The sequence below is a fragment of the Microbispora sp. H10830 genome, assembly GCF_014161375.1.
Lineage (GTDB): Bacteria > Actinomycetota > Actinomycetes > Streptosporangiales > Streptosporangiaceae > Microbispora > Microbispora catharanthi.
Genome location: NZ_JABBWX010000011.1, coordinates 46,743 through 73,647 on the forward strand (window position 1 = coordinate 46,743; position 26,905 = coordinate 73,647).

Sequence of the window (26,905 nt, forward strand, 5' to 3'; positions counted from 1 at the left end):
TCCTCACCCATCCGATTGGAGGCTGCGCGTGAGCGCACCCACGCTGCCGGAGGCCGGCCCGAAAAGCCACCGGCAGGTACTCGAAGCGCTGAGCGGCCTGCTCCTCGTCCTGTTCATCGCGATGATCAGCAGCACGATCGTGTCGGTCGCGCTCCCCCAGATCATCGGTGCGCTGAACGGCACCCAGTCGCAGTACACCTGGGTGGTCACCGCGGCGCTGCTCACCACGACCGCCTCGACCCCGATCTGGGGCAAGCTCGCCGACCTGTTCAGCAAGAAGCTGCTGATCGAGGTCGCCATCGGCATCTTCCTGGTCGCCTCGTTCGCCTGTGGTTTCGCCCAGAACACCCCGATGCTGATCGCCTTCCGCGCGGTCCAGGGCCTGGGCATGGGCGCCCTGCAGATCCTGGTCCAGGTCGTCATCGCCGCGATGATCCCGCCGAAGGAGCGCGGCAAGTACAACGGCTACCTCGGGGCGGTCATCGCGGTGGCCACGGTCGGCGGCCCGCTGCTCGGCGGTCTGATCACCGACACCTCCTGGCTCGGCTGGCGGTGGTGCTTCTTCCTGCCGATCCCGTTCGCCCTCATCGCCCTGGTCGTCCTGCACCGCACGCTCGACGTGGCGTCCATCCGCCGTCCGGACACCTCGGTGGACTACGTGGGCGCCCTCCTGATCGCGATCGGCGTGAGCGTCCTGCTGATCTGGGTGACGTTCGTCGGCAACTCCTTCGACTGGATCTCCTGGCAGACCTTCGCCATGGTCGGCGCCGCGATCGTGCTGCTGGTCCTGGCCGTGTGGGTCGAGACCGTGGTCCGGGAGCCCGTCGTCCCCCTGCACGTCGTGCGGCGGCGCGTGCCCGCCCTCGCCATCCTGGCCAGCCTGGCCGTGGGCATGGCGATGTTCGGCGGCGCGGTCTTCCTCGGCCAGTACTTCCAGATCGGCCGCGGCTACAGCCCCACCGAGGCGGGCCTGCTCACCATCCCGATGATGTTCGGCGTCCTCGTGTCGTCCACGATCTCGGGGCGGATGGTGTCCCGCAGCGGGCGGGTCAAGCCGTACATCCTCGTCGGCTCGATCGTGCTCACGCTCGGCTTCCTGGCCCTGTCCACGATCGACCACCAGACCTCGCTGGTCCTCGTCGGCGCGGGGATGCTGGTGGTCGGCGTCGGCGTCGGCATGTCCATGCAGAACCTCGTCCTGGCCGTGCAGAACACCGTCCCGCTGCGCGAGCTGGGCGCGGCAAGCGGCGCCGTCACGTTCTTCCGCTCACTGGGCGGCACGATCGGCGTCTCGATCCTCGGCGCCGTGCTGGCGAACCGGGTCACCGAGAACATCGTCGCGGGCCTCGCGAAGGCCGGCATCCGGCCGACCGGGTCGCAGGGCGGCGGCACCCTCAACATCAAGGCGATGCCCGAGCCGATCCGCACCATCGTGCGGGCCGCCTACGGCGACGCCACCGGCCACATCTTCCTGATCTCGGCCTGCATCGCGGTCGTCGGCATCCTCGCCGTGCTGTTCCTTCCGCAGGTGCGGCTGCGCGACAGCGTGGACCTGGCCGAGCCGGCCGCCGCCGGAGCGGACGCGCCCGCCGCGGCCGAGTCCCGCTGAGCCAAGCCCTGTCCCGCTGAACCCTGTCCCGCTGAGCCCTGTCCCCTGGACCCGGCTCCCTGACCACGGCCCCCGGGTACGGCTCCCGTCGCGTGAGCGGGAGACCGTACCGGGGGGCCGCACCAGGGGGCCGTCCGGTCTCAAAGACGGGGGTCGACCGGCTCGGACTCCAGCGCGAGGACGGCGAAGACCGCCTCGTGGATCCGCCACAGCGGCTCACCCCCGGCCAGGCGCGTCAGCGCCTCCAGGCCGAGCGCGTGCTCCCGCAGCGCCAGCGACCGCTTCCTGCCGGTGAACCTGCGCCGCAGCACGTCGAGCGACTCGGTGTAGTCGGGGCCGTAGATGATCCGCAGGTACTCACGGCCCCGCACCTTCACGCCCGGCTGCACCCGTCCCTCCTGATTCGCGGCCGGTTTGACCACCATGCCCTCGCCCCCGGCCTCGGTCAGCGCCGTCCACCACGCGACGGCCGCCTCCAGCTCCTCCGGCGAGTCGAGGGAGACGAAGACGTGACGGGTCGGAGTGACGAGCGGCGAGTCCATCAGGCCGAGCGTCTTCAGGTGCCACTCGTGCGGTTCCTCCACCGCCGTCGCCCTGCCCTCGCAGGCGAGGATCTGGAACGGCGCGAGCCGTACGCCGTCGAGGCCCGAGACCGGCCAGCAGTAGCGGGCATAGGCGTCGCGGAACCGGGCAGCGTTGTGGGCACGGCGGCGGGTGCGGTCGAGCAGAGCGCCTACATCCAGGCCACGTCCCGCCGCCGACTCCAGCGCGGCGACCGCCTCGGGCAGCGCCACCCGGGCGGCCGCCCCCACCGAGGCGTACTGGTCGCGGATCAGTCCCTCCGCCTTGGCCGACCACGGCAGCAGCTCGCAGTCGAGCACCACCCAGTCGGTCTCCAGCGCCTCCCACAGCGGCGCGGCCGCCTCGCGCAGCCGGTCCACCAGTTCCGGCACGCGCTCGTCGAAGAAGGGCCGCCCGGTGCGGGTGTAGACGCTGCCCGTCGTGCCGTCGGCGACGCCGAAGCGGCGGGCCGCGGCCTCCGGCGTCCGCGCCAGCACGGCGATCGCCCGCGAGCCCATGTGCTTCTCCTCGCACACCACCCGGGTCACCCCCGCCCGGGCGAACTCGTCGAACGCCTCGGCCGGGTGCTCCAGGTAGCCCTCCAGCGCGGAGGTCTCCGGCGGGGCCATGGTCGGCGGGAGGTAGACCAGCCAGCGGGGGTCCACGGCGAACCGGCTCATGATCTCCAGTGCGGCGCGGGAGTTCTCCTCCGCGATCCTTATCCGGCCGCCGAACCTCGTCTCCACGAAGCGGGTGCCGTCCACGTCGCCGATATCCAGCACGCCGGGATCGCGGGCGGGGGTGGCCGCGGCCAGCGGCCGCACCGGCTCATACCAGACGTTCTCGGCCGGGACCGAGACGAGCTCGCGCTCGGGGTAACGCAGGGCGGTCAGCCGCCCGCCGAAGACCACGCCGGTGTCGAGGCAGATCGTGTTGTTGACCCACTCCGGCTCGGGCACCGGGGTGTGCCCGTAGACGACCATGGCACGCCCCCGGTAGTCGTTCGCCCAGGGGTAGCGCACCGGCAGACCGTACTCGTCGGTCTCCCCGGTCGTGTCGCCGTACAGGGCGAACGCCCGCACCCGCCCGGAGGCCCGCCCGTGGTAGGCCTCCTTGAGCCCGGCGTGCGCGACCACCAGCTTGCCGCCGTCGAGCCGGTAGTGGCTGATGAGACCGTCCATGAACGTCCTGGCGGCCGCGCGGAACTCCTCCGGCTCGGCGGCGAGCTGCTCCAGCGACCGCTCAAGGCCGTGGGCGACCCGCACCTTGCGGCCGTCGAGGGCCCGCACCAGCTTCTGCTCGTGGTTGCCGGACACGCACAGCGCGGTCCCGGCCTCGACCATGCTCATGACCAGCCGCAGCACGCCCGGCGTGTCCGGGCCACGGTCGACCAGGTCGCCGACGAAGACCGCGGTACGCCCCTCGGGGTGGACGGCGCCGTCCGGCCCGACCTCCCAGCCGAGCTTCACCAGCAGGGACTCCAGCTCGGCCCGGCAGCCGTGCACGTCGCCGATGATGTCGAACGGCCCGGTGAGGTCGGTCTTGTCGGTCCACGCCTTCTCGTACGTGACGGTCACGTCGTCGATCTCGTCGCCGCGCAGCACGTGGACCCGGCGGAAGCCGTCCTTGGAGATCTTGCCGAGCGACCGGCGCAGCTCCTTGCGCTGCCGGGTGATCACGTGGGGGCCGAAGGCTCGATCGGGGCGGGCCGCGTTGCGGGCGCGCGCCACCTCCTCCGGCGCGTCGAGCACGATCGCGTCGGCGAGCACGTCGTGAGATCTGGCCAGCTCGATGAGCTTCTTGCGGGCCTCCCACTGCACGTTGGTCGCGTCCACCACCGTGAGGAGGCCCCGCCTCAGGCGGATGCCCACGATGTGGTGGAGCAGGTCGAACGCCTCGGGCGTGGCCGTCTGGTCGTTCTCGTCGTCGGCGACCAGGCCCCGGCAGAAGTCGGACGAGACGACCTGCGTGGGCGCGAAGTGCCGGGCCGCGAACGTCGACTTGCCGCTCCCGGAGATGCCGACGAGCACCACCAGCGACAGCTCCGGCACGCTGATCTCGGTCACGGCCGCTCCTCCCTCCTGCTGAAGACCGCCATCTGGGTGGGCGCGCCCACCTCGGGGTCGTCCTCGCCGACCGGCCGCGATTCGGCCGCGTAGCCGTACGTCTCGCACACGCCCGCCACCCACCGGGCGAACTCCGCCCGGCTCCACTCGAACCGGTGGTCGGGGTGGCGCCGCGCCCCCGCGAGCAGCTCGTACCTGACGTTGTGCTCGACGTTGGGCGTCGTGACGATCACGTGTGCGGGCCGCGCCGCGCCGAAGACCACGCGTTCGAGCGCGGGAAGGCGCGGCGGGTCCACGTGCTCGACGACCTCCATCAGCACCGCGGCGTCGTACCCGGCCAGGCGCGCGTCGGTGTAGGTCAGCGAGCCCTGGAACAGCTCCAGCCTGGCCCGCTTGGCGTCCGGCATCCGGTCGGCGCGCAGGCGGCGCTTGGCCATCGCGAGCGCGCGGGCCGACACGTCCATGCCGGCCACCTTGGCGAAGGCCGGCTTGGCGAGCAGCGCCGACAGCAGCTGCCCCGAGCCGCAGCCGAGGTCGAGCACGGTGCGGGCGCCGACCTCCTCCAGCACCGCCACGACGGCCTCCCGGCGCAGCGTGTTCAGCGGCACCCGCTCCTCAGGGGCGGCGTCGGGCGTGCGGCCGGGCTCGGCGATCTGGGGCTCGACAATCTGGGGGTCGGCGATGTCGGGGTCGGCGATGTCGGGCTCCGCCTGCCCGGCTCCGCTGACCGGTGCGGCGGAGCCGGGGGCCTCGGCGCCCGGCTCCTCCTCCACCGGCGGGTCCAGGCTCTCCTCCACGTCGTCGCCCAGCTCGGCGAGACGGGCGAAGGCGGTGCGGGTGAGCGCCCACCGCCGGCCGAGATAGCGGCGGGTGATCAGCCCCTTGTCCGGATGACCGGCCAGCCAGCCCTCTCCCGCGCGGACGAGCTTGTCGACCTCGTCGCCCGCCAGCCAGTAGTGCTTGGCGTCGTCCAGCACCGGGAGCAGGACGTACAGGTGGTTGAGCGCGTCGGCCAGGCGCACGTCGCCGCGCAGCGCGAGCCGTACATACCGGGACTCGCCCCACTCGGGGAAGCCGGGGTCCAGCGGCACGGCCTCGGCGCCGACCTCCCAGCCCAGCGGCCCGAACAGCCGGTGCGCGAGATCGGCCCCTCCCCGGCACGGCAGGGCGGGCAGGCCGATCTCCAGGGGGATCGGCCCGTCCGCGAGGTCCTGCCGGGAGGCGCACCGGCCGGTCCGCGCCGTGCGGAACACGTCGGCGAGCGCCGACGCCAGCAGGGAGGACGCGGCGTACGGCCGGTCGTTGACGTACTGCCCCAGGGAGAAGTCGGGCGAGGACGAGCCCCGCGAACGGGCCAGCCGCACCGGATCGACCTCCAGCAGCAGCGCCGCGGTGCACCGGTCCTCGCCCGCCTCCGGATAGAAGACCCGCGCCATGCCGAACGACTGCTCGAACTCCTGCACCCGGTCGGGGTGCTTATGCAGGAGGAAGCCGAGGTCCGTGGCGGGCCGTAGCGTCGTCGAGATCGTGAGGAGCACCCGGCAAAGTGTGCCGGATGCCCCCTTCGACCGGCTATGGCTTTTCAGACGTGCCGCACTATCACACGTGCGGCAGCGCCCTTCTCACACGTGCGGCAGCGCCCTTCTCACACGTGCGGCAGCACCTCGGCCGCGATCAGCTCCAGATGCTCCAGGTCGTGCAGGTCGAGGACCTGCAGATAGAGACGCTCCGCGCCCATCTCGGCGAACCGCCCGATCTTGTCCACGATCTCCTGCGGCGTGCCCGCCAGCCCGTTGACGCGCAGCTCGTCGACCTCGCGGCCGATGTTGGCGGCCCGCCGGGCGATCTCCGCCTCGTCCCGCCCGGCGCAGACGACCTGCGCCGCCGACAGCAGGACGGTCTCCCGGCTCACGGCGTCGCACGCCTGCCTGACCCGGTCGAAGGCCGCGGCGGTGTCCTCGGGGAGGTGGAACGGCACGTTGTACTCGTCGGCGAACCGCGCGACCAGCCGCGGCGTCCGCTTGGCGCCCCCGCCGCCGATGATGACGGGCGGCCGGGGCCGCTGCGCCGGCTTGGGCAGCCCCGGTGAGTCGGCCAGCCGGTAGTGCGCGCCCTCGAAGGAGAACGGCTTGGCCGCCGCCCACAACCCGGTCACGATCTCGAGCTGCTCCTCCAGGCGCTCGAACCGCTCGCCCAGGGAGGGGAACGGGATCCCGTACGCCGTGTGCTCCTCCTCGAACCAGCCGGTGCCGAGACCCAGCTCCACACGGCCGCCGCTCATCTGGTCGACCTGGGCGACGCTGATCGCCAGCGGCCCGGGCAACCGGAACGTCGCGGCGCTCACCAGCGTGCCCAGCCTGATGCGCGAGGTCTCCCGCGCGAGACCGGCCAGGGTGATCCACGCGTCGGTCGGGCCCGGGGCGGGGTCGCCGTCGCCCATCCGCAGGTAATGGTCGGACCGGAAGAACGCGTCGAACCCGAGCCGCTCGGCCGCCTGCGCCACCCTGAGCAGGTCGTCGTAGCTCGCCCCCTGCTGGGGTTCGGTGAAGATCCTCAATTTCATCCGTCCATTATCCCCGCCCCCGCGTCCATGACTTGCTAGAGTGCGAGCCGCCTGTGCGCAACGTGGTCGTATCGCAACTCAGGGTGGTGAGCGTGGACTCCGCACGTCATTCCCGCGAAGCGGGCCGCCCCCCGCGCTCCCTCGTCCTCCTGGCGTCGGCCGCGCTCGTCGCGGGCACCGGCGCGGCGCTGTGGGCGCTGCCCGCCACGCCGCCCGGCGGCTGGGACGCGACGTCCGGAGGCAGGCCCGGAAGCAGGCCCGAAAGCAGGCAGGGTGCCACGGCCGCGCCCACCGGTGCGCGGAGTCCGGCCTCCCCGGTGCCGGAGACGCTGGTCGCCGCGCGCCAGACGGTCGCCTCGCCGACCCCGCCCGCCGCCGCTCCCCCCGCCGACGAGCCCGCGACCCGTTATCGGGGGTTCCTCGACGCCGCCGGGGAGCCGCACCCGGAACTGCTGCGAGCGGGGGTGCGCTCGTTCGCCATCGGTCACATCGTCGCAGGCCCGGGCGGCTGCGCTCCTCACTGGGCGGGGGCGCGACCGCGGGGCGGGGACTCCGTCGCCGCGCGAATCGAGCGGCTGAGGGCCGACGGCGGCGAGGTGTGGCCGGCGTTCGGCGGGCCGTACGGGCAGGAGCTGGCGGTCACCTGTGAGAACCCGGCCCGGCTGCTCGCGGCCTACCGCCACGTCGTGACGGCGCTCGACCCACCCGGCGTCGACTTCGAGGCCGGTGGGTCGGCCGGGCCCGCCGCCGTCCGCCGCCGCGCCGCCGCCGTCGCCCGGTTGCAGCGCGAGGCGCGGGCGCGCGGCCGCCCGCTGCGGGTCACGTTCACGCTCCCCGCCTCCCGGCGCGGCCTGGAGCCCGCCGACCAGGAGATGCTGCGGGCGGCCCGCGAGGAGGGGACGGAGATCGAGTCCGTCGGCCTGCTCGTGCCGATCGCCTCCGGCGTCTCGAACCTCCACGACCTGGCCGTCGCCGCGCGGGCGGCGCGCCTCCAGATCGCCGCGGCGCTGGACGTGCCGCCCGACCGGGCGTGGCGGCGGATGGGCCTCGCGCCGGTCCTCGCCGGCCCCGGCGACCTCGGCCCCGGCGAGGCCGGGCGCCTGGCGGCGTTCCGGGCCCGCAACGGCCTGGGCTGGCTGTCCTTGCGAGGCGCCGCACCGGCCGGCGAGGTCGTACGGATCCTGGCCTGGCCGGCACGCCCCGACGCGGGCGTCGCCCGCCCCGAGGTCACGCCCGGCGCCCGTCCCGTCCGCCCCTGGTGACCCTTCTCACCGGCCTGCGCTCTTCCTGCGGGCGGCTCGACCCGTGTGCGCGGGTGCGGGGCGGAGCCGCGATCGGTTTCTGTAGCTCGGCCCGCGAGCGACCCGACAGGGACGCCACCGCCGTGCCGTCACATCGAGGCGCCTCCATCGTGCTCGCCGTGAGAGGGAGGAGCCGCGAGGACGACCTTGCCCTGCCGTGGCCCTCGCGCGGCGGCCGCGTGCGCCTCGGCCGCCCGGTCCATGGGGAACACCGCCCGCACGGGAACGCGGAAGCGCCCTTCCGCCGACAGTGCGGCCGCGAGGGCGAGACCATGGCGCCCGTCCGGCTCGCCGCCGAGCTCACCGCGGGAGATGCCGACCCCGAGCTCCGGACCGGCGAAGTCCGCGATGGTGAGGACCGATGCCGGCGTACCGATGATCGCGATGAGTTCGCGAAGCGAGCCGGCGCCGGCGACGTCCAGCGCGAGATCGACCCCTCCGGGCGCGAGAGCGCGGACGCGCTCGGCGAGCCCGGGCCCGTAGGCGACCGGGACCGCGCCGAGCCCGGCGATGAAGGCGTGGTTCTCCGGGCGGCCCGTGCCGATCACGCGGGCGCCGCGGGCGACCGCCAGTTGGACGGCGACGCTGCCGACACCGCCGGAGGCGCCGTCGATCAGGAGCGTCGCTCCCGTGCGTACGCCGAGCCTGTCGAGCGCCCGGGTGGCGGTCTCGACGCTCGTGCCGGCGGCGCCGGCCTCCTCCCACGACATCGAGGGCGGCTTCGCGGCCCAGAACGCCAGCACGGCGAACTCGGCGGCGGCGCCGCCCAGCCGCGAGACGTCGACGGCGCCGAAGACCTCGTCCCCGGCGGCGAACCCGGTGACGTCCGCGCCGACCTCGTCGATCACCCCGGCGGCGTCGACGCCGGGGATGTGCGGCAGGGAGAGTCGTGCGCTCGACGGCGACGCGCCTGCGCGCAGCGCGAGGTCGACCGGTGCGACCCCGGCGGCCCTGACTCTGACGCGCACCTCGCCGGGACCCGCGTGAGGCTCGGGCAATCCCCCGACGGCGAGGACCTCGGGGGGACCGAACCGCTCGAACCGCACCGCAAACATTTCCACATCCGGGAACATAATCACCCATCCGGCTGTTCCGACTGGCCGCCGACCACGGTAGGCGGACGAACGGGAGCGGCTGCCTCGGATCGCCGCAAGTGAGAGGGGCGCGGACGACATTGACTCGGAAACCCCGGATGGACGCGGAGCACAACCGGCGGCACGTCGTGGCGGTCGCCCGTGCCGCGTTCGCCGCGGACGGGCTCGACCTGCCGGTGCACGAGATCGCCCGGCGTGCCGGCCTGGGCGTCGCGACCGTCTACCGGCACTTCCCGTCGCGACAGGACCTCGTCGGCGCGGTGCTCGCCGAGCAGGTCGCCGTGTGCCGCGCGCAGATGCGTGCCGCCCTGGACGACCCCGACCCCTGGCGCGCGCTGCGCGGGACCGTCCACCGGTTCGCCGAAGGCCAGGTGCGGCACCGCGGGTTGAACGGAGCGCTGCTCGGCTCCCATCCCGCGGGCGCCGCGTTCGCCGGGCAGCGCCGCGCACAGGCCCGAAGGCTCGAGCAGCTCGTCGAGCGGGCCCGGAGCGCGGGCGGCGTCCGTCCCGAACTGTCGGTCGAGGACGTGAGGATCGGCCTGAGGGCCATCGCCTCCTTCCGCGCCGGTTCGCCCGAAAGCGCGGCGGCGGCGGTCCGGAGGCTGGCCGACCTCCTGGTCGCCGGCATGGCCCGGCCCCACCCGTGAGGCGGCGCCCTGCTCAGTCCCTGACGAGCAGCGCGACGCACTCCACGTGGTGGGTCATCGGGTACTGGTCGAAGGCCCGCAGGTCCTCCAGCCGGTAGCCGTGCCCGGCGAACCAGGCGACGTCCCTGGCCAGGGTGGCCGGGTCGCACGAGACGTAGACCACGCGCGAAGCTTCCAGGCCGGCGACGCGCTCGACCACCGGACGGCCGAGACCCGCGCGGGGCGGGTCGGCCACCACCAGGTCGGCCCGTTCGATCCGCAGCCGGTCGAGCGCCTCCTCGACCCTGCCCCGCTCGACCTGCGCCTGCGGCAGGTCACGCAGGTTGAACCGGGCGTCCTGCGCCGCCTGCGGCTCGGACTCGATGCCGAGCACCGCGCCCTCGGGGCCGACGGCCTCGGCGAGCCCGGCGGCGAACAGGCCGGCGCCGCAGTAGAGGTCGAGCGCCCACTCCCCCGGCTCGGGCCGGCCGAAGTCGAGCACCGCGCCGAGCAGCGTGGCCGCCGCACCCGGGTGGACCTGCCAGAATCCGCTCGCGGTGACCCGGAAGTCCCGCTCGCCCACCCGCTCGGTCAGCGATGCCCGGCCGCGCAGCGCCCGCGTGCCCCGCCTGCCCTCGTCGAGCAGGACCGCGGCGTCCACGTCCGGGATGTCCGCCCGGCGGCGCGGGACGGGTTCGACGATCACGGCGCGGTCGCCGCCGGAGGCCGCAACCACCTCGACCGAGGCGGCCCCCGGCCAGGCCAGGCGTTCGGCGCCGACCTCCTCGACGGCGGGGTGCGCGATGAGGCACTCGGTGACGTGCTCGATCTCGTGCGACCGGTGGCGCCGCAGCCCCGCCGTGCCGTCCCGCTCCACGGCGAACCGCACGCGGGTGCGCCATCCGAGGCCGTCCTCCGCCCCCGGCACCTCCTCGACCACGACCTTGAGGTCGAGGCCCGCCAGGCGCCGGAACTGCTCGGCGACCACGTCGGCCTTGAGCCGGCGCTGCGCCTCCAGCGACGCGTGCTGCCAGTCGCAGCCGCCGCAGCGGCCTGGGCCGGCGAACGGACAGGGCGGCGTGACCCGGTCGGGTGAGGGCTCCAGGATCTCGACCGCGTCTGCCCGCAGGAACCGCGCGGTCTCCTCGGTGACCTCCGCGACCACCCGCTCGCCTGGCAGGGCGTGCCGGACGAAGACCACCCGGCCCTCGTGCCTGGCCACGCACCAGCCGCCGTTGGCGACGGCGTCCACCGTCAGTTCGAGCCGTTCGCCGCCCATGTCGGCCTCTTTCGTGTCGGTCATGCCTTGATCTGCGTGTCCTTCGGTGGGGACTGGTAGGAGCGGCGGGAGGCGCCGGGAGCGGACGGCTCCCTGCGGCCCTTGAGGCGGTCGGAGGAGGCGAGCTGGAACGGCACGCTCGTGACCATGACCCCGGGCTTGAACAGCAGCCGCCCCTTGAGCCGCAGCGCGCTCTGGTTGTGCAGGAGGTGCTCCCACCAGCGGCCGACCACGTACTCGGGGATGTAGACCGTCACGACATCGCGCGGCGAGCGCCGCCGCAGCGACTTCACGTACTCGAGCACCGGGCCGGTGATCTCCCGGTACGGCGAGTCGAGGATCTTGAGCGGCACCTCGATGCCGCGCCGGTCCCACTCCTCCCTGAGCCTGTTCGCCTCGTCGGCGTCCACGCTGACGGTCACGGCCTCCAGGCTCGACGGGCGGGTCGCCCTGGCGTACGCGAGCGCGCGGAGCGTCGGCTTGTGGATCTTCGAGACGAGCACGATCGCGTGGTTGCGGGCGGGCAGCAGCGACTCGTCGGCCTCGTGCCCCTCCGGCGCGGCGAGCTCCTCGGCGACCCGGTCGTAGTGCCTCCTGATGCCCTTCATCATGAGGAAGAGCACCGGCATCGCGATGCAGACGATGTACGCGCCGTGCGTGAACTTGGTGGCGAGCACGACGACGAGCACGAGCCCGGTCATGACCGCGCCGAAGCCGTTGATCACCCGCGAGCGCATCATGTGGAAGCGCGCCCTCGCGTCGGTCTCGGTCCTCAGGTGACGGGTCCAGTGCCGGACCATGCCGATCTGGCTGAGGGTGAACGAGACGAACACGCCGACGATGTAGAGGTTGAGCAGCTTGCTCACGTCCGCGTCGAACGCCCAGATCAGCAGGCAGGCCCCGGCTGCGAGGATGACGATGCCGTTGCTGAACGCGAGGCGGTCGCCCCGGGTGTGGAGCTGGCGCGGCAGGTAACGGTCCTGGGCGAGGATCGAGCCGAGCACCGGGAAACCGTTGAACGCGGTGTTGGCCGCCAGGAACAGGATGAGGGCGGTCACCGCGGCGATCACGACGAACAGGAACGAGCCGTGGCCGAAGACGGCCGAGGCGACCTGCGCGATGATCGGCTGCTGGTAGTAGCCGGGCCCGGCCGGGTGCCCGTCGATGATGATGTTCCTGGCCACGAACGCCGGGTCGGTCAGCTTCACGCCTGACTGGAGGCCGAGGAAGATGATCCCGCTGAACATCGTGACCGCAATCAGGCCCATCATGAGCAGCGTCGTCGCGGCGTTCTTGCTCTTGGGCTTGCGGAAGGCCGGCACGCCGTTGCTGATCGCCTCGACACCGGTGAGCGCGGCGCATCCGGACGAGAAGGCGCGCAGCACCAGGAACGCCATCGCGAATCCAGCGAGATCGGCCTGCTGCCCGATGATGCGGTAGTCGGCGGTGGGGGCGCGCAGGTCGTCGCCGAGCACGATCAGCCGGAACAGGCCCCACGCGACCATGCCGATGACCGCGATCATGAAGGCGTAGGTGGGAACGGCGAACGCGACACCCGACTCCCTGAGGCCGCGCAGATTCATGATCGTCAAGAGTGCGACGATGGCTATCGCGACCAGTGGACGGTGTTCGGCGACGAAGGGGATCGTCGCACCCACGTAGTCGGCGCCGTTGGCGACCGACACCGCCACGGTCAGCACGTAGTCGACGAGCAGGGCGCTCGCGACGGTCAGGCCCGCGGTCGGTCCCAGGTTCGTCGTCGCCACCTCGTAGTCGCCGCCGCCACTGGGATAGGCGTGCACGTTCTGCCGGTAGGAGGCGACCACCGTGAGCATGACGAGGACGACGCCCGCCGCGACCCATGGGCTGACGCTGTAGAGGCTGACCCCGCCGATCGACAGGATGACCAGGATCTCCTGCGGCGCGTACGCCACCGAGGACAGCGCGTCACTGGCGAAGACCGGCAGTGCCACGCGCTTGGGCAGCAGCTGATGGTGGAGCGCGGTGCTCCGCAGAGCCCGCCCCACGAGGAGCCGCTTGACAAGATCTGGCACCTTCGACACGTCTGTTGAGCCTAGTCCCCCGGCGCCGTGCCCGGGTCATGCGGTGCCCGGCAGTGGCGACATACTGTCTGCATTAGGAGACCGCCACAAGCCACGGCGGGGGAGCATGCATATTGTGATCATGGGATGCGGACGGGTCGGCTCGACTCTGGCGCACATCCTTGAGGACAACGGGCACTCGGTCGCCGTGATCGACCGCGACCCGCAGGCCTTCCGGCGGCTGCGGGCCGGCTTCCGGGGCCGCAGGGTCACCGGCATCGGCTTCGACCGCGACGTGCTCGAAGAGGCCGGCATCGCCTCGGCCGCCGCCTTCGTCGCCGTGAGCAGCGGGGACAACTCCAACATCATCTCCGCCCGGGTCGCGCGGGAGATGTTCGGCGTGGACAACGTGGTCGCCCGCATCTACGACCCCCGCCGGGCCGAGGTCTACCAGCGGCTCGGCATCCCCACCGTGGCGACGGTCCGCTGGACCGCCGACCAGATCCTGCGCCGGGTGCTGCCCGAGGGCGCCGAGCCCTTCTGGCGGGACCCGACCGGCACGGTCGTCCTCGCCGAGGTGGCCTTCCACCAGGGCTGGATCGGCACCCGGGCCAGGGTGATCGAGGACGTCACCGGCGCGCGGGTGGCCTTCGTCAACCGTATGGGCGAGGCGCTCGTGCCGAAGGACGCGACCGTCCTCCAGGAGGGCGATCTCCTCCACCTGGTCGCCGCCGAGAACGACATGGACCGCATCAACAAGGTGCTGTCCGCCCCGCCGTCCGACGAGGAGCACTGATGCGCGTCACCATCGCCGGCGCCGGAGCCGTCGGCCGCTCCATCGCGGCGGAGCTCCTGGAGAACGGGCACGAGGTCCTGCTCATCGACATCGACCCCCGCGCCATAAAGATCGACAGCGTGCCGCGGGCGGAGTGGCTGCTCGCCGACGCCTGCGAGATCTCCTCGCTGGACGAGGCCGGGCTGAACAGCTGCCAGGTCGTGATCGCCGCCTCCGGCGACGACAAGGTCAACCTCGTGGTCTCGCTGCTCGCCAAGACCGAGTACGGCGTGCCGCGGGTGGTCGCCCGGGTCAACCACCCCAAGAACGAGTGGCTGTTCAACGAGTCGTGGGGCGTGGACGTCGCCGTCTCCACCCCGCGCCTGCTGTCGGCCCTGGTCGAGGAGGCCGTCAGCGTCGGCGACCTGGTGCGCCTGATGACCTTCCGGCAGGGCCAGGCCAACCTGGTGGAGCTCACGCTGGCCGATGACGCCCCGGTGGTGGGCCAGCGGGCGGGGTCGGTGCCGTGGCCGGTGGACGCCGCCCTCGTGGCGATCCTGCGCGAGGGCCGGGTGCTGGTCCCCTCGGCCGACGACCCGCTGGAGGCCGGCGACGAGCTGCTGTTCGTGGCCAGCCAGGAGGTCGAGCAGGAGCTCACCGAGCTGCTGTCGGCCCACGAGCGTCCCTGACCCGCACACGACTCAGGCCCCGGGCGCGTGCCCGGGGCCTGAGTCGTTTCCGCCTGAGTGTCAGACGGACGGCTGCGCCGGCGGCTCGAGCGGGGTGCGGCCCCGGGCGAGCACCCACACCATCGCGGCGAGCCCCGCGACCTGCAGCGGCCAGCCCAGGGCGATCTTGGCCACGCCGAGGGCGGTCACCTGGTCCGCCCAGTAGAGCGGCAGCTGGACCACCACCCGCAGCAGGCAGGGCAGCATGAGCAGCCACGTGAGCCGCGAGCACAGCCGGACCAGCGCGGTGTCGCTGTGCCAGGCCGTCGGGTCGCCGGTCACCGAGCCGATCAGGAAGCCCACGATCGGCCAGCGGACCACGATCGACAGCAGCATGCCGGCGGCGTAGGCCGCGTTGTAGAGGATCCCCGGCAGGAACACGTCCTTGGCGTCGCCGGTGCGTGCCGCGAAGAACGCGCCGATCCCGATGCCGACGAGGCTGTTGAGCACGAACTGCGGCGTCGTGCGCTGCGCGAGCCGCACCAGCAGGAGCACCACCGCCGAGGCGACGCCGACGATCAGCGAGGCCTTCAGCTCGTTGGTGCCCATCCACGTGCCGGTGAAGGCGATCGTGGGCACCGCCGCCTCGACGATCCCGCGCCTGCCGCCCAGCGCCTTGCTCATCTGGGCGCGAACCGCCGCCTCGACGGTGGCGTGCGCCGCGGGGGCCGTCATGTCCGCTGTGCTCATACGGTCTCCTGAGAGATCAAGGGCCACCGGCCGGGCGTAGCTCGTAGCGGGGGTTGAACATGACCTTGCGGCCGTCCTGGACGCTGACCAGCCCTTCGGCCCGCACCACCCGGCCCGGCTCGATGCCGGCGATCTTCCGGCGGCCGAGCCAGACCAGGTCGATCACGTCCGAACCGTCGTACAGCTCCGCCTCGAGGGCGGGCGCGCCGCCGCGCGGGCGGAGGGTCACGGTGCGCAGCGTACCCGCCACGCACGTCCGCTGGCGCTCACCGCACCGCGCGATGGGAGTGGCCCCCTGCTGCTCCAGGTCCTCCTGGAGCTCGGCGGCCTCCAGTTCGGCCTGGCTGGTGGCCAGCCTTCGGAAGAAGCCCCGCAGTCCGCCGCGTCTGGCAGGCTCCGGCGTGCCCATCGGTCACTCACCCAGCTTCCTCGTTCGCGATCCCCTTCGGAGGGATTCGTCGTCCTGGCTCCAGCCTAGGCCGGTCGTTTCCCACCGCAGCATACGTGAGCCGCTTACGGGCCAGAAGGACGGTCAGGATGGGCTTGCCCCCGATTCGGTCAACCGGCGCATCCCGGACGGGGGTCAGCGGATCTCGCTGATCTCCGGACCGCGCTCGAAGGGCCGGAACTCCTCCCGCCCGGATCCCTGCTGCTCCTCCATGGCCTGCCTGGCCTCGGCGGGCAGACGAAGCTGGATCGCCTCCCTGGGCGGCATCGGCTCGTCACCGCGCACGACGACGATGCCGCGCACGACGTCCTCCAGGATCCGCGCCGCCTCCGGGTCGACCGCCGCCCTGCCGCTGATCACGGCGCGGAGGAACCAGCGCGGCCCGTCGACGCCGACGTAGCGCACCGGCTGCCGTCCCTGCGCCTGGCCCTGCGCGGGCACCTCGGCCGCGATCTCGGGGCCGAACGGGCCGTCCCGGTCCTCGGCGGAGCCGCCGGCGGCCACCACCTCACGGGCGAGTTCGGCGCGTACCTCGTCCCAGATCCCGCTGCGCTTGGGCGCGGCGAAGGCGTTCACCTGCAGGGCGCTCTCCTCGACCAGGACGATCACACCGTCGACCTGGTCGCCCGCCATGCTGAGCTGGATCTCGAATCCGGGGCCGACCGGCAGGCGCAGGCCACCCAGGTCCACGCGCTCGGCCTGCGGGTAGTCGTCATCGGCGTCCCAGGGGCCCGTCGTCCGCGCCGGGGCGAGGCTCTCCCCCCGCACGACGGCTTGTGCGGTCTCCTCCTCCGCGCGTTGCCGGCGTCGCACCACTTCTCTCACTCTCCTCGCATCGTGGCCCGGTTCCCGGGCCCCGCGGTGTCAGCTCCCCGTCGAGCCGAACCCGTTCGTGCCCCGTACGGAGCCGGGCAACCGGTCGACCTCGTAGAACGCGGCCCGTTCCACCCGCTGGACGACGAGCTGGGCGATGCGGTCGCCGCGCCGGAGCCGTACCGGGTCCTTGGCATCGGTGTTGATCATCGTCACCCTGATCTCGCCCCGGTAGCCGGCGTCGATCGTGCCCGGCGCGTTGACCAGCGTGACGCCGTGCCGGGCCGCCAGGCCCGAACGCGGATGGACGAAGGCGGCGTACCCGTCCGGCAGCGCGATGGCGACGCCGGTCCGCACAACCGCCCGCTCGCCGGGCAGCAACTCGACGTCCTCCGCCGCGTACAGGTCGGCCCCGGCGTCGCCCGGATGCGCGTACGACGGGAGCGGAAGGTCCGGGTCGAGCCGGTGGATCAGGATCTCGACGCTCACCGGGCGGCCTCGACGTGTTCCCTGATGCGGTCGCTCATGAGGCAAGACCCTACCCGTTGCGCTGGGGGGACACCGCCTCTCCCACTCCGGAGGACGGGCGTGCCGTCTCCGGCTCCTGCCCGCCCTGTCCGCTCTGCTCGCTGTGCCCTGAGGCGGCGGGCTGGGACGCGTGAGAGTGCGCGAGCTCCTCGGCGCCGGCCTCCGGGTGCGGGGGCACGTCCCCGGCTCCGGCCTCCGCGGCGCCGGGCGGGCCGCCTTCGGCCGGTGGCTCGATGGCCGGCTGGCCGCGGCGCAGTTCGGGCAGCGCGCGGTAGATGACCGCCGTGAGGGGCACGGCCACCACGGCGCCCGCGATGCCGCCGAGCACGCCGCCCACCGCGAGGACGAGGATGATCGCCAGGGGATGGAACTCCAGGGCCCGGCCCACGATGAGCGGCTGGAGCACGTGGTTCTCCAGCTGCTGCTCGACCACGAGGATGCCCACGAAGATCAGCGCCAGGAACCAGCCCCGGGAGCCGAAGGTCACCAGCGTCGCGATAGTGCCCGCGAACAGGATGCCGACGATCGGGATGAAGCTGGCCACGAAGACCAGCACCGCGAGGGGCGCCCACAGCGGCACCTGCATCCCCGCGAGCACCACTCCGATCACGAGCCCGTGGATGGCCGCGACCGCGACCGTGCCGTGCACGTAGTGGGAGATCGTCGCCCAGGCGGCACGGCCCGCCCGGTCCACGCGCGGCGCGGCGCGGCCGAAGGAGCGCAGGAACCAGGTCCAGATCCGGTCGCCGTCCTTCAGCAGGAAGAAGGTGACGAACAGGATCAGCACGATGGAGGTGAGCACCTCGACGACCGCGGTGGCGCCGCTCAGCAGCGTGCTGGTGATCTGGCTGCGGTATTGGGTCACCTGGCTGCTGAGCTGGTCCACGAAGTCGGCGATCTGCGCCTCCTTCAGATGGAGGGGCCCGTGCAGCAGCCAGTCCTGCACGTTGCGCACGGTCACCTGGATCTGCAGGACCAGCCGGGGGAACTCCTCGTTCGCTCGCACGCCGATCAGGAACCCGATGCCGACGATCAGCGCGAGGCCGAGCAGCATCGTGATCCACGTCGCGTAGATCGGCCGGAGCCCGGTGGCGCGCAGCCGCCGGGTCAGCGGGTGAAGCAGGGCCGCGAGCAGCAGCGCGACCACCACCGGCATGACGACGAAGCTGATTCTCTCGATGATCAGCCACAGAACGTAGACCATCCCGCCGAGCAGCAGCAGCCGCCAGCTCCACGCGGCCATCGTGGCCAGTGTCGGCGGAACCCTCTCGGTGGTACTGCGGTTAGACGGGATCACGGATCCAGCCTGGCATGTCGGCGGGCGGGACGCGCAGTCGTTTTACCCGCGTATGGCGGTCGTTTCGCCACCAACCCTCCGCGGACCCCCGGCCGCGCACAGAAACGCCCGGGAATGCCCTGGAACGCCCCAAAGCGTCGCCGGCCACCGTCGTCACCCCGGGGGCGCGGCGGTGGCCGGCGGTGGCCTCACGGGACACGACCTAGCTCGGCGACCGCGTCGAGCGGGCCGTCACCGGGTTCGAGGACGAACTCCTCGACGTTGCCGGCCGCGCACAGGTCGTCCTGGGCCGCCCGGACGAGGTCCGTCTGGTCCCCCGACACGGTCAGCCGGGCGACCTCGGCCCGCATCGACAGCCGCGCCTCGGACTTGGCCCGCCGCACCCGGCGGAGCACCTCCGCCACGGCGTCCAGCACCGCGGGATCGCCGTATCGCGCCTCGGGCAGTTCGTCCGGGGACGGCCAGGCGGCGCGGTGCACCGAGCCCTCGCGCCACCACGACCAGACCTCCTCGGTCACGAACGGCAGGAACGGCGCGAACAGCCGCAGCAGCACGCCGAGCGCCCGCCGCAGGGCGGCGACTGCCGAGGCGTCCCCGTCGTACGCGCGGGCCTTGACCAGCTCCACGTAGTCGTCGCAGAACGACCAGAAGAAGCGTTCGGTCCGTTCCAGCGCCCTGGTGTAGTCGTACGACTCGAACGCCTCGGCGGCCTCGGCGACGACCGCCCCCAGCGCGGCGAGCATGGACAGGTCGACCGGCTCGGTGACCTCGCCGCCGCCCTCGGACCGGAAGCCGAGCACGAACTTCGACGCGTTGAGGATCTTGATGGCCAGCCGGCGGCCGATCTTGATCTGCCCGGTGTCGAACGCCGTGTCGGTGCCGGGGCGCCCGTTCGCCGCCCAGTAGCGGACCGCGTCGGAGCCGTACTCCTCCAGCAGGCCCATGGGCGTGACCACGTTGCCCTTGGACTTCGACATCTTCTTGCGGTCGGGGTCGAGGATCCACCCGGAGATCGCCGCGTGCCGCCAGGGCAGCCCGCCGTGCTCCAGGTGCGACCGCACGATGGTGGAGAACAGCCAGGTGCGGATGATCTCGTGGGCCTGGGGCCGCAGGTCCATCGGGAACACGCGGCGGAACAGGTCGTCGTCGCGCTCCCACCCGGCCGCGATCTGCGGGCTCAGCGAGGAGGTCGCCCAGGTGTCCATGACGTCGGGGTCGGCGGTGAAGCCGAGCGGCTTGCCCCGCTGGTCCTCCGAGAAGCCGGGCGGGACGTCGCTGGACGGGTCCACCGGCAGCGCCGACTCCGGCGGGACGACCGGCGCCTCGTAGATCGGCTCGCCGTCGGCGTCGAGCGGATACCAGACCGGGATCGGCACGCCGAAGAACCGCTGACGGGAGATCAGCCAGTCGCCCGCCAGGCCCTCCACCCAGTTGTCGTACCTGACCCGCATGTGCGGCGGGTGCCACTCCAGCTCCCGGCCGCGCTCCAGGAGCTCGGCGCGCAGCTTGGCGTCCCTGCCGCCGTTGCGGATGTACCACTGCCGGGTGGTGACGATCTCGAGAGGCCGGTCGCCCTTCTCGTAGAACTTCACCGGCCGCTGGATCTTGCGCGGCTCGCCGTCCAGGTGGCCGGACTCGCGCAGCATCTCCACGATGCGCTCGCGCGCGCTGTGCACGGTCTTGCCGGCCAGCTCGGCGTACGGCTCGGCCGGGACGCCCTGCGGCGGCTCGGGGAGCAGGCGGCCGTCCCAGCCGATGACCGGCCGGGTGGGCAGGTCGAGCTCGCGCCACCAGGTCACGTCGGTGACGTCGCCGAACGTGCAGATCATCGCGATGCCCGAGCCCTTGTCGGGCTCGGCGAGGTGGTGGGCCACGACCGGCACCTCGACCCCGAAGACCGGGGTGCGGACGGTGGTGCCGAACAACGGCCGGTAACGCTCGTCGTCGGGGTGGGCGACCAGCGCCACGCAGGCCGGGATCAGTTCGGGCCGGGTCGTCTCGATCCACACCATGCCGTCGGCGCCGTCGCCGTCCGGACGCTCGAACCCGATGCGGTGGAAGGCGCCGGGCCACTCCCGGTCCTCCAGCTCGGCCTGGGCCACCGCCGTGCGGAACGTCACGTCCCACAGAGTCGGGGCCTCGGCGACGTACGCCTCGCCGCGGGCGAGGTTGCGCAGGAACGCGCGCTGGGATGCCGCCCGGGCATCGGCGTCGATGGTCGCATAGGTCATCGACCAGTCCACCGACAGGCCGAGGCGGCGCCACAGCTCCTCGAACGCCTTCTCGTCCTCGGCGGTCAGCCGCTCGCACAGCTCGATGAAGTTGCGGCGCGAGATCGGCACCTGCCGCTTGGCGTCCGGCTTCTCCGGCGGCGTGAAGCCCGGGTCGTACGGCATGGAGGGATCGCAGCGCACGCCGAAGTGGTTCTGCACGCGGCGCTCGGTGGGCAGGCCGTTATCGTCCCACCCCATCGGGTAGAAGACCTCGCGCCCCCGCATCCGCTGGTAGCGGGCGATCGTGTCCGTGTGCGTGTAGGAGAAGACGTGCCCCACGTGAAGGGACCCGGACACGGTGGGCGGCGGGGTGTCGATGGAGTAGACCTCGTCCCTGCTCCGGGATCGGTCGAACCGGTAGGTGCCCTCGGCCTCCCAGCGCGCTACCCATACCGCCTCCAAGCCGTCGAGTGTTGGTTTCTCGGGCATGGCTGCGGGGAGTCGCTGTTCGGTCATGCCACCACATGGTATGGCGTGGACCGTCACCCCGCGGGGAGACACTAAGGTCGTTATCGAGGAGGAATCATGGCGGACATGGCTCGGGAGGCCAAGCGCGAACTCGGCGCGACGGACAAGCCCGACATGCAGTGGCGGATCGTCGGCGGCCTGCTCGGCCTGGCGGTGGGCTTCTGCTCGCGCAAGGTGCTGTCGTTCGCGTGGGAGAAGGCGACCGGCAAGAAGCCGCCGGCGAGCGCCGACTCCCCCGACATCGGGCTCGGCGAGGCGATCGCGTACGCCGTGGTGATGGGCCTGGGCATGGAGATCACGCGGATCGTCGTCACGCGGTCGGCGGCGAAGAAGTGGCGCTCCTGGAAGGACGCCGCCCGGGACCTCACTCCCTAGGAGCGGCCGGCTCCCCGGACTCCAGGGCCGTGAGGAAGTCGCTGGCCCACCTGTCCACGTTGTAGGTCGCGACCCTGCGCCTGAGCGAGCGCATCCGGCGCGCCAGCTCGTGCGGGGTCGCCCGCATCGCCGCCAGCATCGTCCGCTTCATGCCGGCGATGTCGTACGGGTTGACCATGTAGGCCTGGCGCAGCTCGTCGGCCGCCCCGGCGAACTCGCTCAGCACGAGCGCCCCGCGCAGGTCGTGGCGGCAGGCGACGTACTCCTTGGCGACGAGGTTCATGCCGTCGCGCAGCGGGGTGACGACCATGACGTCGGCCGCGCAGTAGAGCGCCGCGAGTTCCTCCTTGTTGTACGATTGGTGGAGGTAGGAGATCGGCATGCGGCCGAGCACGCCGTGCTCGCCGTTGATGCGGCCCACCCGCAGCTCGATGTCGTTGCGCAGCCGGATGTACTCGGCGACCCGCTCGCGGGTGGGCGTGGCGACCTGCACGAAGACCGCCTCGTCCGGCTTGATCGAGCCGTCGTCGAGCAGCTCGCCGAACGCCTTGAGCCGCTGGCCGATGCCCTTGGTGTAGTCGAGCCGGTCGACGCCGAGCAGCACGTGCTCGGGATCGCCCAGCTCGGCGCGGATCTCCTTGGCCCGCTGCTGGACGCGCGGCTCCCGGACGAGCTGGTCCAGCTCGCCGAAGTCGACCGAGATCGGGAACGACTCGGCACGGACCGTCCGGTCCTCGAGCTGGATCGCGTTGCGGAGGTACTGCACGCCGAGCAGCCGGCGGCACAGGCGCAGGAAGTTGGCGGCGCCGCCCGGCCGCTGGAAGCCCACGAGATCGGCCCCGAGCAGTCCTTCGAGGATCTCGTTGCGCCAGGGCAGCTGGTAGAACAGCTCGCCCGGCGGGAACGGGATGTGCAGGAAGAACCCGATCTTCAGGTCGGGCCGCAGCTTCCGCAGCATCGCGGGCACGAGCTGGAGCTGGTAGTCCTGAACCCACACGACCGCGCCGGGCGCGGCGGCGTCCGCGGCCGCGCGGGCGAACCGGTCGTTGACCGCCCGGTAGGCGTCCCAGAGCACACGCGAGTAGACGGGCGTGGCGACCACGTCGTGGTAGAGCGGCCACAGTGTGGCGTTGGAGAAGCCTTCGTAGTACAGCTCGACCTCGAGCTGCGACAGCGGGATGGGGATCAGGTGCATCCCGTCGTGGTCGAAAGGCTTCAGCTCCTCTCCCGCCGCCCCGGTCCAGCCGAGCCAGGCCCCGTCACGGCGTTGCATGACGGGCGCGATGGCGGTCACGAGCCCGCCCGGGCTGCGCCGCCACTCGTTCTCGCCCACGCGATCGACCGGCAGCCGGTTCGCGACGATCAGAAATGAGCTGGTGCCACGCATGAATCCCCTCCAGGTGGTCGCCTGTGACCACCATACGGAAAGTCACCAGTGACCCCCATACCCGTAAGAACGTGCACAATCCACGCCTGTGACTGTGAGAATGATCTCACGCAGCTCATACGGGGTCGGCAAGAGGTTTAGACCAATCGGTGACACTTCTCTATCTGGAAGATCAGGACGGCCGGAGAGTGCCGATTGGGACGGGCACCGGGGCCGCCGCGCGTCACCAGGGGGTCGGAGACCTAACGGGAAAGGACCCGGACCGCGGGACGGGGACCGGCACGGAAGGGGAGATCGGCCCGGAGGGAGGAGGTCAGCCGGGCGGCAGGGGGTCAGCCTGGCGGCAGGGCCCGCTGGCGGCGCAGATCCGCCCGCACGGCGGCGGCGAGTTTCCTGGTGGCGACCCGGTTCAGCGCGCCGCCGGCCACGGCGCCGGTGAGGAAGGGGCCGAGCGTGGTGAGGTGACGGCCGAGCGTGCGCATCAGGCGGTTGCGCAGGGCGGTCTTGGCGGCGGCCCCGAGTGCGAGCGTGGCCGAGCCGGGGGCGAGGGGGTTGACGCCCCGCTGCTTCGACCAGGCGAGCGCGAACGCGGCCGCCCTCTGGGTGCCGTTGCCGGGGACCTTCACGCCGTACACCTCGTGCAGTTCGGCGAGGAGCTTCACTTCGATGGCCGCGACGACCAGCGTCTCGGCCACGATCTGGGCGGGTGCGGAAAGCAGGAGCGGCGGGGCGGCGAACTCGGCCGCGGCGAGCGCTCCGCCGACCGCGCCGACCGCCGTCGTCGCCTTCGCGGCGGTGCGGACGAGATCGTCGGCGAGTTGCTCGCCGGTGAGCCCGTAGTGGTGTTCCCGCAGCGTCTCGTAGTCCCTGACCGGTAACCGCGGGGCGATGTTCATGAAGACGTCGGCCAGCCACCGGCCCCGGCCGACTCCCCGTCCACGTGCCTTCCTGGCGGACCTTGCCAAGGCCCCGCTGAGGCGGCCGAGCAGCCGACGCCGCTCGGCCCCGTCCGTCTCCTCAGGGGCGACGAGTTTGCCGACCAGGTCGGCCACCTCGTTGTTTGATTCATCCGCTGATGAAGTCACGGACCCTCCCAAGGGTCTCCTAGGCGGCGCACTCGCGGCAGACCTGCTGGCCGTTCCTCTCCGAGGCCAGCTGGCTGCGGTGGTGCACCAGGAAGCACCGCGAGCAGGTGAATTCATCGGCCTGCCGAGGAATCACCCGCAGCGAGAGCTCCTCGTTCGACAGATCCGCCCCCGGCAGCTCCAACGACTCGGCCAGATCGGTCTCGTCGATGTCGATGCTGCCCGACGACTTGTCGCTCCTGCGCGCCTGGAGTTCCTGGAGGCTGTCCTCGTTCAGATCGTCGTCGGTCTTACGCGGGCTGTCGTAGTCGGTAGCCATCTGCTACTCCATCCCCCTCATCTATCTGCCTGCGCCTGTGTCGCGCGTGGATAACGCTCGGAAGGCCGGTGTTGTGCCCGCGGGGGCCGGTAAATTGTGCATTCGGTACCCGCTTGAACGAACACTGAACCTTCCGACACGCGAGGGGCATCCCACCGGGGGCTGCGGTTAGCCAAATATGGCGAAAACCACAGTATCGGCGGTATCCCCACCGCGTTCGACGGCACATCCAACCACATGTGCGGCGTGCACGCTCCATCAGCGCGCCGACTGCGGCGTCCCCGGAGATGCCCCGGCTCCGGAGAGACGCACCGTCACCACGAGACCGCCCCCGTCGCGGGGGACGGCGGCGACCGTTCCGCCGTGCGCGCGGACGATCGCGCGCACGATGGACAGGCCGAGACCCGCGCCCTTGGCGGACTGAACCCGGTCGGCATTCAAGCGCCGGAACGGCTCGAACAGGCTCTCCACCTCGTACGCGGGAACGTGCGGTCCCGTGTTCGCGACCTGAACAACCGCACCCCCGTCGACAATTCCCGACCGGACCCACACTTTTCCGGACTCGCCGAGATTGTGCTTGATGCCGTTCTCTACGAGGTTGGAGACACAGCGTTCTATGAGGACGGGGTCGCCCGTCGTGGCCGCCGGGTGGAGGTCGTGCTCGACCGTCACGCCCTCTTCCCCGGCGAAGGGGGCCAGTTGCTCCACCGCCGTCCTGGCGACCTCCTGGACGTCCACGGGCTTTCGCACCGACAGCTCGCGCTCGCTGCGGGCGAGCAGCAGCAGGCCCTCGATCAGCCGCTCGTTGCGTGCGGTGGTGCCGAGGAGCGTGCGCCCCAGCACCTTGAGGTCGTCCGACGCCTCGGGGTCGGACAGGGCGACCTCCAGCACCGTACGGTTGATCGCCAGCGGCGTCCGCAGCTCGTGCGAGGCGTTGTCCACGAACCTCCGCTGCGCGTCGAAGGCGGTGTTGAGCCGGGTGAGCATCGCGTCGAAGGTGTCGGCCAGCTCCTTCAGCTCGTCGTCGGGGCCCTGGAGGTCGATGCGCTCGTGGGCGAGCGAGGTCTCCGACAGCTTCCGCGCGGTCGCCGTCATCTTGATGACGGGCCGCAACGCCCGGTCCGCCACGACGTATCCCAGCATCAGCGCCAGGATCCCCACGCCCAGCAGCGCCAGCAGCGCCCGCTTCAGCAGCTCGGCCCGCGCCACCGCGGTGACCTCCGCCTGCGACTGGGCGAACTGGTGGTTGGCCTCGTCGATCCACTCCTGCGGCACGCTCCCCCGCGGGAAGATGATCTGCGGCACACTCTGCCAGCCGATGTCGATCGCCTGGCCGATCAGCACGTACATGACCATCACCAGCAGCGCGCCGGCGACGAAGACCAGCGCGGCGTACGTGAGGGTCAGGCGCCAGCGGATGCTGATGCGGTTCTGCAGCGACCTGATCTCGTTGAGCAGGTTGCCCCGCTGCACGGGGTGGGCGACCAGGGGCGGCGGGCCGTCCCAGGCGGGCGGGCCGCTGGGCGGCGGCGGCACCTGGCTGCGGTAGGGACCGGTGCCCATCGGGTTCGACATCCGCCGGGTGCGACCCGCCGGGGCCTGCCCGCCGGCCGGAGCCACCACGTCCGGCGAAATCGTGGCGGCGTCCGATTCGCCGGGCGGCGGGAGAATCCGGGGCGTCCTCCCCTCGGAGGCGTCACGCGGTTCGCTCACAGGGCCCCCTCCCCCGGGACGTAGTGGTCGCGCGGGTCGTCACAGCCGGTACCCGACACCGGGCACGGTCTCGATGACCGGCGGATCGCCCAGCTTCTTGCGCAGCGTCATCATGGTCACCCTGACCACGTTGGTGAACGGGTCGATGTTCTCGTCCCACGCCTTGTCGAGCAGGTCCTCCTGGCTGACGACGGCGCCCTCGGCCCGCATCAGCTCCTCCAGCACCGCGAACTCCTTCTTGGTGAGGTTGACCTCGACCCCGTCCCTCGTCACCTGGCGTTTGCCGGGGTCGAGCCGGATGCCGGCGCGTTCGAGCACGGGCGGCAGCGGCGGCGCGGACCTGCGGCCGAGCGCGCGCACCCGGGCCACGAGCTCCATGAACACGAACGGCTTGGCCAGATAGTCGTCGGCGCCCAGCTCCAGCCCCTCGACCTTGTCGTCCACGTCGCCCGCGGCCGTCAGCATGATGATCCTCGAGGCCGACCGCTGGGCGACCAGGCGGCGGGCCACCTCGTCGCCGTGCACCTTGGGCAGGTCGCGGTCGAGCACGATCACGTCGTAGTCGATGTAGCCGGTCTTCTCCAAGGCGGCGGCGCCGTCGTAGGCGACGTCCACGGCCATCGCCTCCCGGCGGAGGCCGGTGGCGATCGCGTCCGCGAGCACCCGCTCGTCCTCCACCACAAGCACGCGCATCAAGTCCTCCTAGCTGGTACGACGCCCCTCATTGTGGCCATATTCGACGTAAGCCGCCGGTAAGCGGTTCCGGCGCTCTACGTGACGTAGAGCACAGAAATTCACAGGTTTACGCCCGACCCGGACATGGGTAGGCCCGTGACACCCTCCATTGTCGTGTGCCGGGGAAGGG

Annotated in this window: 23 protein-coding genes; 6 read left to right on the forward strand and 17 right to left on the reverse strand. The window is 72.1% G+C overall.

All coding sequences use genetic code 11. The features are described from left to right. Positions 1 to 121: 121 nt before the first annotated feature. Positions 122 to 1,609 carry an MFS transporter gene (locus tag HHX35_RS26195; protein ID WP_182901602.1) on the forward strand — a complete coding sequence of 496 codons (1,488 nt, stop codon included), beginning with the start codon at positions 122 to 124 and terminating at the stop codon, positions 1,607 to 1,609. Between the two features lie 140 nt (positions 1,610 to 1,749). Here the strand turns inward: HHX35_RS26195 and HHX35_RS26200 are convergent, their stop codons facing one another. The 3 genes from HHX35_RS26200 to HHX35_RS26210 form a co-directional block, all read right to left on the reverse strand. Next, positions 1,750 to 4,236: a polynucleotide kinase-phosphatase gene (locus tag HHX35_RS26200; RefSeq protein WP_182901390.1), complete on the reverse strand. Its 2,487-nt coding sequence runs from the start codon at positions 4,234 to 4,236 to the stop codon at positions 1,750 to 1,752. Next, a complete protein-coding gene (locus tag HHX35_RS26205) occupies positions 4,233 to 5,774 on the reverse strand; it encodes a 3' terminal RNA ribose 2'-O-methyltransferase Hen1 (protein ID WP_182901391.1) in 1,542 nt (513 codons plus the stop codon). Before HHX35_RS26205 ends, HHX35_RS26200 begins: the two co-directional genes overlap by 4 nt. A 107-nt stretch (positions 5,775 to 5,881) precedes the next feature. Beyond that, positions 5,882 to 6,799: an LLM class F420-dependent oxidoreductase gene (locus HHX35_RS26210; protein WP_182901392.1), complete on the reverse strand. Its 918-nt coding sequence runs from the start codon at positions 6,797 to 6,799 to the stop codon at positions 5,882 to 5,884. Positions 6,800 to 6,891: 92 nt separating this feature from the next. Between HHX35_RS26210 and HHX35_RS26215 the strand changes: the two genes are divergently transcribed. Further along, the gene (locus HHX35_RS26215; RefSeq protein WP_182901393.1) at positions 6,892 to 8,061 is read left to right on the forward strand and encodes a hypothetical protein; all 1,170 of its coding nucleotides are present in this window, start codon (positions 6,892 to 6,894) and stop codon (positions 8,059 to 8,061) included. 128 nt (positions 8,062 to 8,189) lie between these two features. Here HHX35_RS26215 and HHX35_RS26220 read toward each other — a convergent pair whose 3' ends face one another. Next, a complete protein-coding gene (locus HHX35_RS26220; protein ID WP_182901603.1) occupies positions 8,190 to 9,155 on the reverse strand; it encodes an NADP-dependent oxidoreductase in 966 nt (321 codons plus the stop codon). 137 nt (positions 9,156 to 9,292) lie between these two features. On the opposite strand from HHX35_RS26220, the gene HHX35_RS26225 reads away from it, so the two are divergent. Further along, positions 9,293 to 9,841, forward strand: a complete 549-nt coding sequence (locus tag HHX35_RS26225; protein ID WP_182901394.1) for a TetR/AcrR family transcriptional regulator — start codon at positions 9,293 to 9,295, stop codon at positions 9,839 to 9,841. 13 nt (positions 9,842 to 9,854) lie between these two features. Here HHX35_RS26225 and HHX35_RS26230 read toward each other — a convergent pair whose 3' ends face one another. Next, a complete protein-coding gene (locus HHX35_RS26230) occupies positions 9,855 to 11,123 on the reverse strand; it encodes a class I SAM-dependent RNA methyltransferase (protein WP_259405419.1) in 1,269 nt (422 codons plus the stop codon). Then, on the reverse strand, positions 11,120 to 13,162 hold the full coding sequence (locus HHX35_RS26235; protein WP_182901395.1) for an APC family permease: 2,043 nt from the start codon (positions 13,160 to 13,162) through the stop codon (positions 11,120 to 11,122). The genes HHX35_RS26230 and HHX35_RS26235 overlap by 4 nt, the downstream gene beginning before the upstream one ends. Positions 13,163 to 13,268: 106 nt before the next feature. Here HHX35_RS26235 and HHX35_RS26240 point away from each other — a divergent pair, with 106 nt between their 5' ends. Beyond that, positions 13,269 to 13,937, forward strand: coding sequence for a TrkA family potassium uptake protein (locus HHX35_RS26240; protein ID WP_139574636.1), 669 nt, complete (start codon positions 13,269 to 13,271; stop codon positions 13,935 to 13,937). After that, positions 13,937 to 14,605: a TrkA family potassium uptake protein gene (locus HHX35_RS26245; RefSeq protein WP_182901396.1), complete on the forward strand. Its 669-nt coding sequence runs from the start codon at positions 13,937 to 13,939 to the stop codon at positions 14,603 to 14,605. The genes HHX35_RS26240 and HHX35_RS26245 overlap by 1 nt, the downstream gene beginning before the upstream one ends. 60 nt (positions 14,606 to 14,665) lie before the next feature. Here the strand turns inward: HHX35_RS26245 and HHX35_RS26250 are convergent, their stop codons facing one another. The 6 genes from HHX35_RS26250 to valS all read right to left on the reverse strand — a co-directional run bounded on the left by HHX35_RS26250 (position 14,666) and on the right by valS (position 21,149). Further along, the gene (locus tag HHX35_RS26250) at positions 14,666 to 15,334 is read right to left on the reverse strand and encodes a DUF3159 domain-containing protein (protein WP_182901397.1); all 669 of its coding nucleotides are present in this window, start codon (positions 15,332 to 15,334) and stop codon (positions 14,666 to 14,668) included. Between the two features lie 16 nt (positions 15,335 to 15,350). Further along, on the reverse strand, positions 15,351 to 15,743 hold the full coding sequence (locus HHX35_RS26255) for an OB-fold nucleic acid binding domain-containing protein (RefSeq protein WP_182901398.1): 393 nt from the start codon (positions 15,741 to 15,743) through the stop codon (positions 15,351 to 15,353). 174 nt (positions 15,744 to 15,917) lie between these two features. Beyond that, entirely contained in the window at positions 15,918 to 16,598 is a 681-nt protein-coding gene (locus tag HHX35_RS26260) for a DUF3710 domain-containing protein (RefSeq protein ID WP_182901399.1), read from the reverse strand. Positions 16,599 to 16,646: 48 nt separating this feature from the next. Continuing rightward, complete coding sequence (dut, locus tag HHX35_RS26265; RefSeq protein ID WP_030505484.1) at positions 16,647 to 17,084, reverse strand: dUTP diphosphatase; 438 nt, start codon at positions 17,082 to 17,084, stop codon at positions 16,647 to 16,649. 49 nt (positions 17,085 to 17,133) lie between these two features. Beyond that, positions 17,134 to 18,366: an AI-2E family transporter gene (locus tag HHX35_RS26270; protein ID WP_182901400.1), complete on the reverse strand. Its 1,233-nt coding sequence runs from the start codon at positions 18,364 to 18,366 to the stop codon at positions 17,134 to 17,136. Positions 18,367 to 18,608: 242 nt separating this feature from the next. Next, complete coding sequence (gene valS, locus HHX35_RS26275) at positions 18,609 to 21,149, reverse strand: valine--tRNA ligase (protein WP_182901401.1); 2,541 nt, start codon at positions 21,147 to 21,149, stop codon at positions 18,609 to 18,611. 69 nt (positions 21,150 to 21,218) lie between these two features. On the opposite strand from valS, the gene HHX35_RS26280 reads away from it, so the two are divergent. Beyond that, complete coding sequence (locus HHX35_RS26280; RefSeq protein ID WP_225898017.1) at positions 21,219 to 21,536, forward strand: DUF4235 domain-containing protein; 318 nt, start codon at positions 21,219 to 21,221, stop codon at positions 21,534 to 21,536. On the opposite strand, the gene HHX35_RS26285 is transcribed toward HHX35_RS26280, so the two are convergent. The 5 genes from HHX35_RS26285 to HHX35_RS26305 all read right to left on the reverse strand — a co-directional run bounded on the left by HHX35_RS26285 (position 21,526) and on the right by HHX35_RS26305 (position 26,733). After that, positions 21,526 to 22,923 (reverse strand): trehalose-6-phosphate synthase, encoded by a 1,398-nt coding sequence (locus HHX35_RS26285; protein WP_182901402.1) that lies wholly within the window; start codon positions 22,921 to 22,923, stop codon positions 21,526 to 21,528. The genes HHX35_RS26280 and HHX35_RS26285 overlap by 11 nt on opposite strands. Before the next feature lie 332 nt (positions 22,924 to 23,255). Next, entirely contained in the window at positions 23,256 to 24,008 is a 753-nt protein-coding gene (locus tag HHX35_RS26290) for a hypothetical protein (protein ID WP_310739316.1), read from the reverse strand. 19 nt (positions 24,009 to 24,027) lie between these two features. Further along, a complete protein-coding gene (locus tag HHX35_RS26295) occupies positions 24,028 to 24,327 on the reverse strand; it encodes a DUF4193 domain-containing protein (protein WP_182901403.1) in 300 nt (99 codons plus the stop codon). Between the two features lie 258 nt (positions 24,328 to 24,585). Continuing rightward, positions 24,586 to 26,040 carry a HAMP domain-containing sensor histidine kinase gene (locus HHX35_RS26300; RefSeq protein ID WP_310739317.1) on the reverse strand — a complete coding sequence of 485 codons (1,455 nt, stop codon included), beginning with the start codon at positions 26,038 to 26,040 and terminating at the stop codon, positions 24,586 to 24,588. A gap of 39 nt (positions 26,041 to 26,079) precedes the next feature. Further along, on the reverse strand, positions 26,080 to 26,733 hold the full coding sequence (locus HHX35_RS26305) for a response regulator transcription factor (RefSeq protein WP_182901404.1): 654 nt from the start codon (positions 26,731 to 26,733) through the stop codon (positions 26,080 to 26,082). Positions 26,734 to 26,905: the final 172 nt, after the last annotated feature.

What these genes read in the sequence shown, in the direction of transcription:
- HHX35_RS26225 (WP_182901394.1), top strand. Translation starts at nt 9,293, where the DNA reads ATGGACGCGGAGCACAACCGGCGGCACGTCGTGGCGGTCGCCCGTGCC.
- HHX35_RS26280 (WP_225898017.1), top strand. Translation starts at nt 21,219, where the DNA reads ATGGCGGACATGGCTCGGGAGGCCAAGCGCGAACTCGGCGCGACGGAC.
- HHX35_RS26195 (WP_182901602.1), top strand. Translation starts at nt 122, where the DNA reads ATGATCAGCAGCACGATCGTGTCGGTCGCGCTCCCCCAGATCATCGGT.
- HHX35_RS26285 (WP_182901402.1), bottom strand. Translation starts at nt 22,923, where the DNA reads ATGCGTGGCACCAGCTCATTTCTGATCGTCGCGAACCGGCTGCCGGTC.
- HHX35_RS26220 (WP_182901603.1), bottom strand. Translation starts at nt 9,155, where the DNA reads ATGTTTGCGGTGCGGTTCGAGCGGTTCGGTCCCCCCGAGGTCCTCGCC.
- HHX35_RS26295 (WP_182901403.1), bottom strand. Translation starts at nt 24,327, where the DNA reads ATGGCTACCGACTACGACAGCCCGCGTAAGACCGACGACGATCTGAAC.
- HHX35_RS26210 (WP_182901392.1), bottom strand. Translation starts at nt 6,799, where the DNA reads ATGAAATTGAGGATCTTCACCGAACCCCAGCAGGGGGCGAGCTACGAC.
- HHX35_RS26240 (WP_139574636.1), top strand. Translation starts at nt 13,269, where the DNA reads ATGCATATTGTGATCATGGGATGCGGACGGGTCGGCTCGACTCTGGCG.
- HHX35_RS26245 (WP_182901396.1), top strand. Translation starts at nt 13,937, where the DNA reads ATGCGCGTCACCATCGCCGGCGCCGGAGCCGTCGGCCGCTCCATCGCG.
- HHX35_RS26305 (WP_182901404.1), bottom strand. Translation starts at nt 26,733, where the DNA reads ATGCGCGTGCTTGTGGTGGAGGACGAGCGGGTGCTCGCGGACGCGATC.
- valS (WP_182901401.1), bottom strand. Translation starts at nt 21,149, where the DNA reads ATGACCGAACAGCGACTCCCCGCAGCCATGCCCGAGAAACCAACACTC.
- HHX35_RS26255 (WP_182901398.1), bottom strand. Translation starts at nt 15,743, where the DNA reads ATGGGCACGCCGGAGCCTGCCAGACGCGGCGGACTGCGGGGCTTCTTC.
- HHX35_RS26250 (WP_182901397.1), bottom strand. Translation starts at nt 15,334, where the DNA reads ATGAGCACAGCGGACATGACGGCCCCCGCGGCGCACGCCACCGTCGAG.
- HHX35_RS26270 (WP_182901400.1), bottom strand. Translation starts at nt 18,366, where the DNA reads ATGGCCGCGTGGAGCTGGCGGCTGCTGCTGCTCGGCGGGATGGTCTAC.
- HHX35_RS26230 (WP_259405419.1), bottom strand. Translation starts at nt 11,123, where the DNA reads ATGACCGACACGAAAGAGGCCGACATGGGCGGCGAACGGCTCGAACTG.